General features: G+C 66.9%; 10 protein-coding genes. 6 read left to right on the top strand and 4 right to left on the bottom strand.

The window, feature by feature from the left end:
* The first annotated feature begins 85 nt into the window (after window positions 1–85).
* On the top strand, window positions 86–3,418 hold the full coding sequence (locus L8K25_RS13280; protein WP_242139468.1) for a TonB-dependent receptor: 3,333 nt from the start codon (window positions 86–88) through the stop codon (window positions 3,416–3,418).
* A 180-nt stretch (window positions 3,419–3,598) separates the two neighbouring features.
* Here the strand turns inward: L8K25_RS13280 and L8K25_RS13275 are convergent, their stop codons facing one another.
* The gene (locus tag L8K25_RS13275; RefSeq protein ID WP_242139467.1) at window positions 3,599–4,219 is read right to left on the bottom strand and encodes an HD domain-containing protein; all 621 of its coding nucleotides are present in this window, start codon (window positions 4,217–4,219) and stop codon (window positions 3,599–3,601) included.
* A 102-nt stretch (window positions 4,220–4,321) separates the two neighbouring features.
* Here L8K25_RS13275 and L8K25_RS13270 point away from each other — a divergent pair, with 102 nt between their 5' ends.
* Together L8K25_RS13270 and L8K25_RS13265 are read left to right on the top strand one after the other, a co-directional pair.
* Window positions 4,322–5,446, top strand: a complete 1,125-nt coding sequence (locus tag L8K25_RS13270) for a sensor histidine kinase (protein WP_242139466.1) — start codon at window positions 4,322–4,324, stop codon at window positions 5,444–5,446.
* Window positions 5,443–6,243, top strand: a complete 801-nt coding sequence (locus L8K25_RS13265) for a LytTR family DNA-binding domain-containing protein (protein WP_242139465.1) — start codon at window positions 5,443–5,445, stop codon at window positions 6,241–6,243. The genes L8K25_RS13270 and L8K25_RS13265 overlap by 4 nt, the downstream gene beginning before the upstream one ends.
* 858 nt (window positions 6,244–7,101) lie before the next feature.
* Here L8K25_RS13265 and L8K25_RS13260 read toward each other — a convergent pair.
* Together L8K25_RS13260 and L8K25_RS13255 are read right to left on the bottom strand one after the other, a co-directional pair.
* The gene (locus L8K25_RS13260; protein ID WP_242139464.1) at window positions 7,102–7,365 is read right to left on the bottom strand and encodes a DUF3297 family protein; all 264 of its coding nucleotides are present in this window, start codon (window positions 7,363–7,365) and stop codon (window positions 7,102–7,104) included.
* Window positions 7,366–7,467: 102 nt separating this feature from the next.
* Window positions 7,468–7,890 carry a hypothetical protein gene (locus tag L8K25_RS13255; protein WP_242139463.1) on the bottom strand — a complete coding sequence of 141 codons (423 nt, stop codon included), beginning with the start codon at window positions 7,888–7,890 and terminating at the stop codon, window positions 7,468–7,470.
* A 283-nt stretch (window positions 7,891–8,173) separates the two neighbouring features.
* Here L8K25_RS13255 and L8K25_RS13250 point away from each other — a divergent pair, with 283 nt between their 5' ends.
* The 3 genes from L8K25_RS13250 (at window position 8,174) to L8K25_RS13240 (ending at window position 12,245) form a co-directional block, all read left to right on the top strand.
* The gene (locus L8K25_RS13250) at window positions 8,174–8,365 is read left to right on the top strand and encodes a hypothetical protein (RefSeq protein ID WP_242139462.1); all 192 of its coding nucleotides are present in this window, start codon (window positions 8,174–8,176) and stop codon (window positions 8,363–8,365) included.
* Between the two features lie 214 nt (window positions 8,366–8,579).
* Entirely contained in the window at window positions 8,580–10,373 is a 1,794-nt protein-coding gene (locus L8K25_RS13245) for an EAL domain-containing protein (protein ID WP_242139461.1), read from the top strand.
* Window positions 10,374–10,466: 93 nt separating this feature from the next.
* Window positions 10,467–12,245, top strand: coding sequence for a retropepsin-like aspartic protease (locus L8K25_RS13240; RefSeq protein ID WP_242139460.1), 1,779 nt, complete (start codon window positions 10,467–10,469; stop codon window positions 12,243–12,245).
* Between the two features lie 64 nt (window positions 12,246–12,309).
* Here the strand turns inward: L8K25_RS13240 and L8K25_RS13235 are convergent, their stop codons facing one another.
* Entirely contained in the window at window positions 12,310–13,482 is a 1,173-nt protein-coding gene (locus L8K25_RS13235; RefSeq protein ID WP_242139459.1) for a hypothetical protein, read from the bottom strand.
* Window positions 13,483–13,678: the final 196 nt, after the last annotated feature.

Raw genomic sequence — 13,678 nt, 5'->3', positions numbered from 1 at the left:
CCCGTGCAGGGGCTCGGGCAAGACGACGCGGACAGGGTCACAGGCCCGCCGGGATCGCTTGTATCGGATCCTGTAGGGGGAATTTATGCGACATAATCTGCTTCTTGGCGCGGCCGTAGCGGCGCTGATCATACCGGCTGCCGCCAGCGCGCAGGAAACCACCAGCCAGATCCGTGGCGTGGTAACCAGCAGCGGCAAGCCAGTGACCGGTGCCACCATCGCCGTGGTCGACGTGAACTCGGGTTCGAAGTCGCAGTCGACGACGGGTGCGGACGGTACGTTCAGCTTCTCCGGCCTGCGTTCGGGCGGTCCATACACCGTTACCGTGACCAGCACGGCGGGCAACAAGACCATCACCGACATTTACACCGTCGTGCAGCAGGTCTTCAACCTGCCTGTCGATCTGGACGCGACCGCGACGACGGCCGAGGGCGGCACCGAAGGCGCCGATATCGTCGTGACCGCTTCGCGCATCCGCGGCGCTGGCACGCGGACCGACGGTCCGCAGACGATCCTGACCCAGGCCGACATCGCCAAGGTCGCGTCGGTCAACCGCGACGTCCGCGACGTCGAGCGTCGCGACCCGTTCGCCAACATCGATCGCGCCAGCAGCGGTGACCGCGGCGGTGCTGTCGCCTTCGCCGGCGTGAACTCGCGCTACAACCGCTTCACCATCAACGGTGTGCAGGTCGGCGATACGTTCGGCCTCAACCAGGACGCCAGCCCGACCAACCGCGGCCCCGTCCCGTTCGACGCGCTCGGCCAGGTCTCGACCTCGGTTGCGCCGTACGACTTCCGCCAGAGCGGTTTCCAAGGGGGCGCGATCGACACGATCCTGCTCAAGGGCACCAACGACTATCACGTCACGGGCTTCTACTCGCAGAACACCGACGGCCTTTCGGGCGACCGGATCGGTTCGACCAAGATCGTGCTGCCGAAGTACAAGAGCGAGACCTACGGCGCGACCCTCAGCGGGCCGATCATCCGCGACAAGCTGTTCTTCATGGTTTCGGGCGAGCGCAACACCGACCCGCGGCCGTTCAGCACGCTCGTCGGGCAGATTCCCGGTCTCAACCAGGGCCTGATCGACCGCGTCAACGGGATCACGTCGACGAGCCGCTATTCCGCCGTGAAGCCGGGCGACGCGCTGGTGATCAATCCGCGCAAGGATGAAAAGTTCGTCGGCCAGATCGACTGGAACGTCACCGACGGCCAGAAGCTCTCGCTGTCGTACATCAACGCGTACGATTCGCTGGTCAGCCAGAACAACACGTCCAACAGCGCGTCGACGCCGAGCTACGGCCTGAGCTCGAACGCCTATGCGCTCACCGAGCTGTTGCGCGCCGGTATCGTTCAGCTGAACTCGGACTGGACCGACAAGTTCTCGACCGAAATCCGTGGTTTGTACAAGTACAACACGCGTGGCCAGGAGCCTCTGCTGGGCCGCGGCACGGGACAGTTCGGCGTCTGCGTCGACCCGACGTCGATTGCCAACCCGTCGGGCAACACCCCGACCAGCTGCGCCACGGGTGCGCCGCGCATCTTCTTCGGGCCGGATACCTCGCGCCAGACCAACCAGCTGTTCTTCGACACGTGGGAAGGATCGTTCCTCGGTCGCTACCGCGCCGGCAATCACGAAGTGAAGCTGCTGTTCGACGTGACCGAGAACCGCACCTTCAACAACTTCGTCCAGAACAGCCTTGGGTCGTGGTACTTCGACTCGCTCGCCGACTACAACGCCGGCCAGGCCAACCAGCTCGTCTACGCCGCTGAAATCAACGGCCCGGGCACCGCTGCCGCGAACTTCCACTACACGCAATATACGGGCGGCCTGCAGGACGATTGGCAGGTCACGCCGGATCTGACCCTCACCTACGGTGCGCGCTACAGCATGTACGCGATGGGCGAACGGCCGATCCTCAACCCGTATTTCACCTCGCGCTACGGTTTTTCGAACACCAAGACCTACAAGGGTCTCGACCAGTTCGAGCCGCGTATCAGCTTTGCCTACAATGCCGGCAGCCTGGTCCGCGGGCTGAAGGTCCGCGGCGGCGCGGGGATCTTCGGTGGCGGGTCGCCCGACATCTACCTGTCGAACAGCTTCTCGAACACGATCACCACCAACTCGATCACGGTCAATCGCTACCTGCCGAACGGCACGCTCGATCCGAGCTGCAACGTGGCGGGCAGCCTGTGCAACGTCGCGCTGAACAACGTCACGGGTGTCGTCCCGGCAGCACTGCTGTCGCAGGCCACGAACGTGTCGTCGAGCACGACGCTGCCGCGCACCAACACGGGCGCGATCGATCCGAACTTCCACTTGCCGCGGTCGCTCAAGGCAACGCTGTCGGGTGACATCACGCTGTTCGGCTTCAACTTCGGTGCCGACTATTATTACTCGAAGAACATCGACCAGGTTGTCTTCACCGATATCCGGTCGGTCGTGATCGGTACGTTGCCGGATGGCCGTCCGCGGTACGGCAACATTGCCGGGGCCGGCGGATTCAGCGACAACAATTACGACATCCTGACGACCAACGCGTCGGGGGGCCGTAGCCACATCGGCGTGATCCGCGTCGACAAGACGTTCAAGTTCGGCTTGTCGCTTTCGGGCAGCTTCACGTTGCAGGACGTCCGCGACGTCAGCAACGCGTCGTCCTCGACGATCAACTCCAACTACCGCTTCCAGGTCTTGGCCGATCCGAACCACGCCGCCCTCGGCACGTCCGATCAGCAGACGACGTGGCAGTATAAGTATGCGCTCGGTTACGACCACGCGTTCTTCCGCGACTATAAGACGACGTTCCAGCTGTTCGGCGAGACCCGCGCGGGCAAGCCGTACAGCTTCACCATGCTCGACAACACGGCCAACCGCTCGGCAGTGTTCGGCACCGTGCAGACCGCGAACCAGTCGACCAATCTGCTCTACGTGCCGACCGGTGCGAGCGACCCGATCGTGAGCTACGACTCCGCCGCGACCCAGACCTCGCTCGAGGCACTGATCAACGCGACGAAGCTCAAGAACTATCGCGGTCAGATCGCGGCCAAGAACATTGCCCGCAGCCGCGCGAACACCGTGATCGATCTTCACCTCGAGCAGGAACTGCCGACCTTCGTGGGCCGGTCGCGTGTGTCGGTGTTTGCTGACATCAACAACTTCACGAACCTGCTCAACAAGAACTGGGGTGGCCTGCGCCAGGTCAGCCCGACCTTCAACGACGCGGTCGCCGGCGTCGTGACGGTGCAGTGCCTGACCGTCGCAACTCCGACGGGCACGGCAACGACCGGTCGCGCTGCGACCACCTCGTCGCAGCCATGCGTCCAGTATCGCTACTCGGCCTATGTCCAGCCGAACGAGGTGCTGAACGTCACGCAGTCGCTCTACACGATCCGCATCGGCGCACGTTTCAAGTTCTGATCCGCGCTCCGAAGCTTCCTGGATGCCTGGCCGCCGTTCCCTTCGGGGAGCGGCGGTCTTTTTTTGTCCGGGAAGCGCGCATGCCACGTCCCGTTCGCCCCGAGCGAAGGGGAAGCGCTCGCGCTTCGAGCGGGGCTTCGACTGCGCTCGGCCCGAACGGCGTTGGGAACGCCGGGCGGGTTACGCCCCCACCCCCACCCCCGCCCCCGCCCCCGCTTCAGCCGCCGCCTTCGCATAGATCGAATTGATCGGCCGCGAGAACACCCGCCCGACCATCGGCTCGAAGAACGACAGCGGCGCGCTCTCGAACGCGGGGTCGAACGCCGCCTGGTCGTATTTCTCGCAGAAGTCCGCGCACGCCGCGAAATGCGGGTGCCCGCGATACGCCTCGCGCAGATCGCGATCCGCGCCGATGTAATGGAAGAAATAATAGCCCTGGAACACGCCGTGCGTGTTGGCGATCCAGTGCAGTTCCTCCGACACGAACGGCCGCAGCATGGCGGCGGCGATCTCGGGGTGGTTATACGTCCCCAGCGTATCGCCGATGTCGTGGAGCAACGCCATCACGACATACGCCTCGTCCCGCCCGTCCTGGTACGCGCGCGTCGCGGTCTGGAGCGAATGCTCCAGCCGGTCGACCGGGAACCCGCCATAGTCACCGTCGAGCAGCTTCAGATGTGTCAGCACACGATCCGGCAGGGTCTTGGCGAAGGCGCCGAAATGCCCGCCGATGATCCGCCAGTCGGCCTGGGTGCCATGTTCCATCGCGGTGAACTGCGCGCGGTCGGGCATGTCGTTCATGACGATCCTCTCCAATGGTCGGGGCCGCATCGTGACGCGCAGCTCATGACGGGGATCATAGCGCGCTTTGCGCTTCCCGCCAGCCGGGCTAGAACGCGCGCCATGCCGCTCCCCACACAGCCCACCGTTTTCTCGCGGCCGTTCTTCGAGGACAAAAGCCGCGCCTTCTGGACGCTCCAGGCCGCCGGCTGGACCGGCTATCTGATCCTGCGCGGCGTCTCGAGCATATCGAACGCGAGCGAACTCTCGGTCATCATCCCGGTCGTGATCGAATCGATCGTCGGCTACAGCATCACGCTGCTGCTCTCGACGCTGTACCAGATGTACCGCCGCCAGCCGCGGCTCGCGATGGCGTTGCTGACGATCGCGACCCTGGCGGTCGCGACGTTGCTGTACGCGGTGCTCGACGCCTTCTCCTTCTCGTTCATCAAGTCCTCGACCCCGGGGCTGACGGTGAGCCTCGTGCTTGGCACGATCTTCCTCAACTTCACCGTGCTCGCCGGGTGGACCGCGCTGTATTTCGGCATCAATTTCTACCTGATCGTCGAGGAACAGATCGACCAGCTCGCCACGCTCGAGAGCACCGCCTCCTCCGCGCAACTTGCGATGCTGCGGTATCAACTCAACCCGCATTTCCTGTTCAACACGCTCAATTCCATTTCGACGCTGGTCCTGCTAAAGGAAACCGAGCGCGCCAATGCGATGCTCGGGCGGCTGTCCGCCTTCCTGCGCTACACGCTCGCCAACGAGCCGACCGCGCACGTCACCGTCCAGCAGGAATTCGAAACGCTGAAACTGTATCTCGAGATCGAGAAGATGCGCTTCGAGGAACGGCTGCGCCCGCATTTCGAGGTCGACCCGCGCGCGGCGCGCGCGCGCCTGCCCTCCTTGCTGCTCCAGCCGCTCGTTGAAAACGCGATCAAGTACGCGGTGACCCCCCAGGAAGATGGCGCGGATATCAGCGTCAGCGCGCGGCTCAACGGGGATCGGGTGCAGATCGTCGTATCCGACACCGGTCCCGGGTTGAACGAAGCCAAGGCTCGGACAAGCGTTTCCGCGAGCCAACCCCTTTCCACCGGGGTCGGGCTTGCCAATATCAGGGAGAGACTGGCCCAGGCGTTTGGGCCGGACCACAAGTTCGAGACACGATCGATCCCGGGGGGCGGATTCGGGGTCGAGATTGAAATCCCGTTCCAGCTCGAGGAACCGAAGAAAGAGGCCGCATGACGATCCGAACCATCCTCGTCGACGACGAGAAACTCGCCACCCAGGGGCTTCAGCTCCGGCTGGCGGCGCATGAAGACATCGAGATCATCGACACCTGCCAGAACGGCCGCGAGGCGATCCGCAGCATCAAGACGCACAAGCCCGACCTCGTTTTCCTCGACATCCAGATGCCGGGGTTCGACGGCTTTTCGGTCGTCCAGGGGCTGATGGAGGTCGAGCCGCCCTTGTTCGTCTTCGTCACCGCCTATAGCGACCACGCGCTCAAGGCGTTCGAGACCGACGCCGTGGATTATCTGATGAAGCCGGTCGAGGAGAGCCGCCTCGCCGATACGCTCGACCGCGTGCGCCAGCGCCTGTCCGAAAAGCGCGGCGCGGAGGAGGTCGACCGCCTCAAGGAAGTGATCGCCGAAATCGCCCCTGATTCGGTCGAGAACCTCACCGACGGCGGCGAGCAAGTTTCCGCCAACCGCTTCGAGAAGCTCATCAATATCAAGGATCGCGGACAGATCTTCCGGGTCGACGTCGACACGATCGAGCGGATCGACGCCGCGGGCGACTACATGTGCATCTATACCGGCGACAACACGCTGATCCTGCGCGAAACGATGAAGGATCTCGAGAAGCGCCTCGATCCGCGCCGGTTCCAGCGGGTGCATCGCTCGACCATCGTCAACCTCGATCTGGTCAAGGAAGTGAAGCCGCACACCAATGGCGAATGCTTCCTGGTGCTCCAGTCGAACGCACAGGTGAAGGTGTCGCGCTCGTACCGCGACGTCGTGGCGCGTTTCGTGCACTGACCACCACTTAGCCCCTCCCCTTCAGGGGAGGGGTTGGGGTGGGGACGTGTCTCACAGAGAGCGCGCTTTGCTGGACTTCCCCACCCCCAACCCCTCCCCTGAAGGGGAGGGGCTAAGAAAACCGCCCTCTGCGGTGTCAGCACCCTCAGGCCGGCCGCTCGAAACGCGGAGCTATCGCGATATCGTGGCACGTTTCGTCCCCTGACGCATAACTCCCCTCCCCTTCAGGGGAGGGGCTGGGGGTGGGGCAGTCCAGCAGCGAGGCGGTCGGCAACCGGCACGGCCCCACTCCAACCCCTCCCCTAAAGGGGAGGGGCTAGGCAAACCGCCCCCCTGCGGCGCCAGCACCCTCAGGCCGGCCGCTCGAAACGCGGAGCTATCGCGATGTCGTGCCGCGTTTCGTCAAATGACCCATAACTCCCCTCCCCTTCAGGGGAGGGGCTGGGGGTGGGGCAGTCCAGCAGACAGGCGGTCGGCAACAGGCACGGCCCCACCCCAACCCCTCCCCTGAAGGGGAGGGGCTAAGAAAACCGGCCCCTGCGGCGCCAGCAACCTCGGCCGACTGCTCGAAACGCGGCGCTATCGCGATGTCGTGCCGCGTTTCATCCCCTGACCTATAACTCCCCTCCCCTTCAGGGGAGGGGCTGGGGGTGGGGCAGTCCAGCAGCGAGGCGGTCGGCAACCGGCACGGCCCCACCCCAACCCCTCCCCTGAAGGGGAGGGGCTAGGAAAACCGGCCCCCTGCGGCGCCAGCACCCTCGGCCGGCCGCTCGAAACGCGGCGCTATCGTGATGTCGTGCCGCTTTTCGTCCGCTGACCCATAACTCCCCTCCCCTTCGGGAAAGGGGCCAAGAAAACTCAGCCCTCGGCGCCGTCGGCAGGCCGCTCGAACCACGCCTCGACCTCGCCCGACAGCTTGAGCGTCAGCGGTTGCCCGTGCCGGTCGACCTTCTTGCCCAGCGCGACACGGATCCACCCCTCGGAGCGGCAATATTCCTCGACGTCGGTGCGCTCGGCACCCTTGAAGCGGATGCCGATGCCGCGGGCCAGCTTGTCCTCGTCGAAGAACGGGCTGCGCGGGTTGGAGGAGAGGCGGTCGGGGGGGAGATCGGTGTCGGTCATGATGGTGGCGCTCATGACGCAAAACGCAGCAATAGGCCAGACACGAAAACGGCGCGGACCGAAGCCCGCGCCGTCATCATGCCGCCCGAACGGACGCTGCGATCAATCGCAGACGCGGACCCGGACGTAATCGTCGTAATAGCGATCGTAGCGCCGCTCGACCCAGCACCGGCCCCAATCCCGCTGCGAGCGATAGGCGTAATAGCCGTCGTTCGGATAATAGCCGTGGCTGCGGTAATAGCCGTCGTCATAATACGGCTGGTACCCGCGCTGGCGGTAATAGTCGTCGCGATACCGGTCGTTGCGGTTGGACGTCAGCGCGGCACCGATCGCCAGCCCCGCGATTCCGGCGACGACCGCCGTCCCTGCGCCATTGTCGTAATGCCGATAGCCGCCATGGTAGCCGCCGCCCCAGCCACCGCGGCCGTATCCGCCCCAGCGCTGCGCCTCGGCCGGCGCCGCCGCCGTCAACGCGCTTGCCGCAAGCGCCAGCCCGAGACCGGCCTTCTTCAAAAAGCTGTTCATGTCCAATCTCCTCAATCCAGCAGGCCCTCTGTCGGTCGATCAAACGCTTGGGGGGCTAGCGTGTTGCAGGATATGCCCGATTCGTTCTGAATAGCGGCGGAATGCTGCGTTTAGCAGGGGTTCAGCTAGGTGGCGGACCCACGGCCCGGCGGCCGCGCACCACGGCAGACAGCCCCCTAAAGGACGATGGGAACCCACGGCCAACCCCGGGAGAAAAACGGGAACGCGGCTGGGCGGATCGCGTCTCTTCCTATACTATGGTCCGTGGAAGTGGAGTTTCGCGATGTTCGTCGATTTCCAGAACGGCTGGCCCCCGCCCGAGCCATGGGAACCGGAACCCCCGCGTCCACGCCTGAGCAAACGCGGCGAAACGCTGACCGCCTGGATCATCGGCTTCAACTTGCTGATGTTGCTGATCGGCCCGCTTGCGGGTGCGACCGTGTTCGACGCGGTGATGGTGTTCTTCCACCGCTGAACCGTGCGCGCGGCGTCCGGCCCGGCGTATCCCGGCCATAGCGGCGTGACCCGGCGCCCGCACGTCCGCGCATCCTCGAAGTCAGGCGGACCCCCTACGTTCCCCCCGGCCCCGAGGGCCGCATTCGAAAAGGATCGCGGCGGGCGGCGGATCATGTTAACTAGTGCTCAATATCAAGATCTTAACCGGGAGGATGGTGCGCACGGAGACCTTTGTGGGGACTGACGACGAAATCGCTCGGCTCGATGCTTTGCAGCAGCTGAACCTGCTCGACACGCCGACCAGCGAAAGCTTCGATCGGATTACTCGCATGGCGGCGCAGATCTTCGATCTGCCGATCGCCGCGATCTCGCTGACCGACAGCGACCGGCAATGGTTCAAGTCCCGGATCGGAGTCGATCATCAGGAGCTCGGTCGCGCCGATGCGCCCTGCGCGCAGGTCGCCGAAACGACCAGCGCCCTGGTCATTCCCGATTTCTCCAAGGACGCGCGCTATGCCGACAGCACGCTCGGGCGGCAGGGCATCCTGTTCTATGCCGGCGCCCCGCTCGTTACCGACGACGGCCACGGACTCGGCGCCTTGTGCGTTCTGGGCACCGAACCGCGTAGCGTGACCCCACAGGAAATGGATGCGCTCCGCGATCTGGCGGCGATGGTCATGGCGCAGGTCGAACTGCAGCATGCGTTCGGCCGGATCGACCCGGTCAGCGGCCTGCCCAACCGGACGCAGTTTCAGGAGGATCTCGACGACCTCGCGCGCGAACACCCGGGTCAGGCCCGCTTTGCGGTGCTGGTCGATCTTGCAAGGCCCGACCAGGTCGGCAGCCTGATCCGCGTCCTGGGCGCGAATTTCATCGACGAATTCGTCGCGATGGCCGGCCGCACCATCACCGGCCTGCTCGGCCCAAACCGGCGGGTCTATCACGTCGGGGTGACGCAGCTCGCCTTCCTGTCCGAGGCGGGACATTCGCAGGACGCCTATCGCGCGATCCTCGACGCGGGGATGAAGGCGACCACCAAGGCATCGACGATGCGCTTCGTGACCACGCTCACCGCCGGGCTGGTTCCCTTCAAGCTCGGCCGTATGCGGTCGCGCGACGTGCTGCGCGCGGCGCATAGCGCGGCGCAGGATGCGCGCAACAGCGAGGGTGCGGTCGGGGTGTTCTCACCCGCCGGGGACGACCCGCATCTGCGCAACTACGATCTGCTGCGCGCCTTCGGCGAGGCAATCGAACAGGGCGATCAGCTGCGCCTCGCGTTCCAGCCGCGCATCAGCCTGGCGACCGGCAAATGCATCGGCGCGGAGGCGTTGCTGCGCTGGCTGCATCCCGAGCTCGGCGTGGTGTCGCCGGGGGAATTCATCCCGGTGATCGAGAACACCGGGCTGGCGCGCAGCACGACTCAATGGGTGCTCGACGCCGGACTGGCGCAGGTCCGTGCCTGGCAGCTTGCGGGGGTGCATGTTCCCCTGGCGATCAACATTTCGGCGTCCAACCTGGAAGAAGAGGACTTCGCCGCCAGCCTCGCGCTGCTGCTGCTCAAGCATCAGGTTCCCGCCGGAATGATCGAGCTCGAGCTGACCGAAAGCGCGCTGATGGAGGATAGCGGGCGCGCGATCCGGCGGCTGGAGGCGCTGCGCGCGATCGGGGTGCGGATCGCGATCGACGATTTCGGCACCGGGCAGAGCAGCCTCGCCTATCTCCAGCGCCTCCCCGCGCAGGTCGTCAAGATCGACCAGTCGTTCATCCGCGGGATGGCGGCGGGGAATGCGCGCGACCGGATCCTGGTGCGCACGATGATCTCGCTCGCGCATCAGCTCGAGCTGCAGGTCGTCGCCGAAGGGGTGGAGAGCGCCGAGGTCGACGCCGTGCTGGCGACGCTCGGATGCGACGAGGCGCAGGGCTATCATTATGCACCGCCGCTCGAATCGGCGGCGTTCGCGTCGTGGTTTCACCGCTTCAACAGCCCCGCGGACGGCGCCGGTCACGCGGCGGGCACCGGCGCGTAAAATTCTTTCGGGACAGGCCTTTCCCGGCCCGGCAATTCGTGGTGATCTCTCGGGTGGCGCGGCCCGGGGGCGGTCGGCGACAGGGGGCAGGCAATGGTTCGGTGGTTGAACGGCAGGCGCGCCACGGGTGCTGCGGTCCTGCTCGGGGCGATGCTCGCGCCGACGCTGGCGCAGGCCGCGCCGACCCAGTGCAAGCTGGCCAAGTTCCTCGACATTCCGGTGACGATGGAGGGTCGCCGCCCGATGGTGACCGCGCAGATCGGCGGACGCGAGGCGCGGTTCATCCTCGACAGCGGCGCGTTCTTCAGCACGATCGCGCCCGCCAATGCCGCCGAGTTCGGGCTGACCGTGCTCGACGTCATGCCCGGCGCGCAGCTGCGCGGGATCGGCGGGAGCACGGCGCTGCGCCAGAGCACCGCGCGCGACTTCACGATCGGCGGGCAGACGCTGCCGCGCATGAACTTCGCGGTCGGCGGCACCGATACCGGGCGCGCCGGGTTGCTGGGGCAGAACATCCTGGGCCTCGGCGATGTCGAATATGACCTGCCGCACGGGGTCGTCCACCTGGTGCAGGCGACCGGCTGCCGCACCGCCAACATGGCCTATTGGGCGGGCACCAGACCCGTCACCGTCGTCGAGCTGACGCCGATGGGCCCAGGGCAGCGCCACACCATCGGCACCGTCACGATCAACGGCGTCAAGGTCCGCGCGATGTTCGACAGCGGCGCGCAGGGGTCGATGCTGACGCTGTCCGCCGCGCGGCGGATCGGCGTGACTCCGGACAGTCCGGGGGTGGTCGGCGCGGGCTTCGCCTACGGCCTCGGCACCGGCCGCAGCCGGGCGTGGCGCGCGCGCTTCACCAGCATCGACATCGGCGGCGAGGCGATCCGCAACCCGTGGATCGACATCGCCGACGACAATCTGGTCGATGCCGACATGCTGATCGGGATCGACTTCTTCACGACGCACCACCTCTATGTCGATAACGCGCACCACCGCCTGTACGTCACCTATGAGGGCGGCCCGCTGTTCGGGCTCGACCCGAAGGGCGTGGTGGACGACACCGGCAAGGCGCTCGACCTGACCGACGCGACCACCGCGCCGACCGACGCGGCGGGGTTCAGCCGGCGCGGCGCGGTGTTCGCCTCGCATCGCAACTTCGACGCCGCGCTGGCGGATTTCGACAAGGCGGTCGCGCTCGCGCCCAAGGAGGCGCCCTATCTGCTCCAGCGCGGGATCGCGCATCTCGACAACCGGCAGCTGCTGCTCGGCGCGAGCGATATCGACGGCGCGATCCAGCTTGCCCCGCAGAACCCCGAGGCGCGGCTCGCCCGCGCGCGGCTGCGGATGGAGACGCGCGACCCCAAGGGCGCGCTCGAGGATCTGCTGGTCGCCGACACCACGCTCGCCCCCGCGTCCGACGCGCGGCTGATGCTCGGCGCGTTGCTGACCGAGGCGGGCGCGGCCGACCGCGCGGTGCCGAGCTTCGACGCCTGGCTCAAGTTCCACACCGAGGACAGCGGCCGCGCGCGCGCGCTCAACGGGCGGTGCTGGGCGCGCGGCCTCAGCAACCAGGCGCTCGACAAGGCGCTGTCGGATTGCGACTCGGCGCTGCGGTTGCGCAGCGGCGACCCGAACTATCTCGACAGCCGCGCCCTGGTCTATTTCCGCCGCGGCGAAACCGCCAAGGCGCTCGCCGACTATGACCGTGCGGTGGCGGCGCAGCCGCGCAACGCCTGGCCGCGCTACATGCGCGGGCTGGTCTATGCGCACGCGGGCCAGGCCGACAAGGCCGCCGCCGACCGCACCGCCGCGCTCGCGCTCGACCCGCGCGTCGTGGAGCGCGCGAGACGCTATCACCTGGCGGGATAGACCCGCGCACCCCCGCCCGCACGTCCCTGTCGCGCGGTTCCGCATCGCGCGGGGGAGCGGTGCCTCAGCGCCCGTCCCCCGCCTCTCCCTCCGCCGCCCCCTCCGCTACCGGCGCGCCCGGCGCGGCGCCGGGCGGGTCGAGCATGTCCGTGCCCGACAGCGACCAGGGCAGTTCGTGGATGAAGCGCGGGTCCATCCCCGTCCCGTCCGAGCCGGCAACGCCGTCGAACAGCACGGCATCGCCGAACGCATCGGCCGGGTCGCCCGCGTGGAGCGGCTCGAGCTGCCCCCAATGCTGCTCGTCGCGCCAGCCGACCCTGACCAGCCCCGGCTGCCCGTCGTCGAGCTGCTGCGCGATGCCATCGTCGCCGCCCCGTTCGATCCGCGCATCCCCCGCGCGCCGCCGCCGGGCGCACGCCTCGAGCGCCGCCTCGATCGCGGCGGCGGCGGTCGCGTCGAGCGTCACCCCGCCGAAAGCGTGGAGCGCCTGCGCCAGCGCGTCCTGCCGCGCGGCCCCGTGCCGATCGTCGACGTCGCCGCGGTCGGTGTCGCCGTCCGCGTCGCCGCCGCCCGCCGGTCCCGGACGCGCCCAGCGGCCACCGCGCCCGCGCGTGACCGTCCGCACCGTGGCGGAGGCGTGCGCCACCGCGCGCCCCGCCCCCGCAACCGTTTCCGCAACCGCCCCCGCAACCGCCACCGCGCCTGTCCCCGCGCCAGCCGTAGCCGCCACCGTCGCCGACTCCCCCGCGATCGCCGTCGCGGCGGCCGCGCCGCCGGTCGTCGCGCCCGCCATCGCGGCGGCGCTGTAATAAGCGATGGTGCTGCGCCGCCCCTCGGCGTCATGGCCATAATGGCGCAGGCAGAACATCAGCAGCGCGTCATTGGTCTTGCGGCGATAGCCCATCAGCCGCCCGCCGACGAACACCGGCACCTGATACCCCTCGATCGCGCGTTCGAACGCAATGTCCTTCAGCCGCTGCAACCCGAAGTCGAGCGCTGCATCCCACGCGCGGCGGAACTCCTCCGCACCGGGCGCGCGGCGCAGCGTGTAGCAATTGGCCTGCGCCATGTTGACCATCGCGGCGGCGCGGCTGACGCAGCCGGTATCGGCGAGCGCCTCGATGAACGCCTTCTGCCGCTCGGGCGTCCAGCCATCATGCCGGTATTTGCGCGGCACGGGCGCGAAATCGGGAAGATCCGGCCGATCGCTGCGCGCGACGGGGGTGCGGTTCTGCATGGCGCTGCCTCCTGTTGGGGTGGTGGCGTGCAGGGTGGCAGGATTGGGGTGTGTAGGACAGGCGTTTGTGCTGGGTTTGTTCCTTTGCAACTAGCCTGGCGGATTACCTATTAGGGCGTTGGTCGCCACCGATTTAACGACTTCCGCTCTTCTACGCGAGAAAGTCGTTTTGGAGATTCCGGGCATTGGCACCATA

The organism is Sphingomonas sp. TREG-RG-20F-R18-01 (assembly GCF_022662475.1).
GTDB lineage: Bacteria > Pseudomonadota > Alphaproteobacteria > Sphingomonadales > Sphingomonadaceae > Sphingomonas.
The sequence above is the reverse complement of the archived record's forward strand: the minus strand, read 5'-3'. Positions and strand labels throughout refer to the sequence as shown.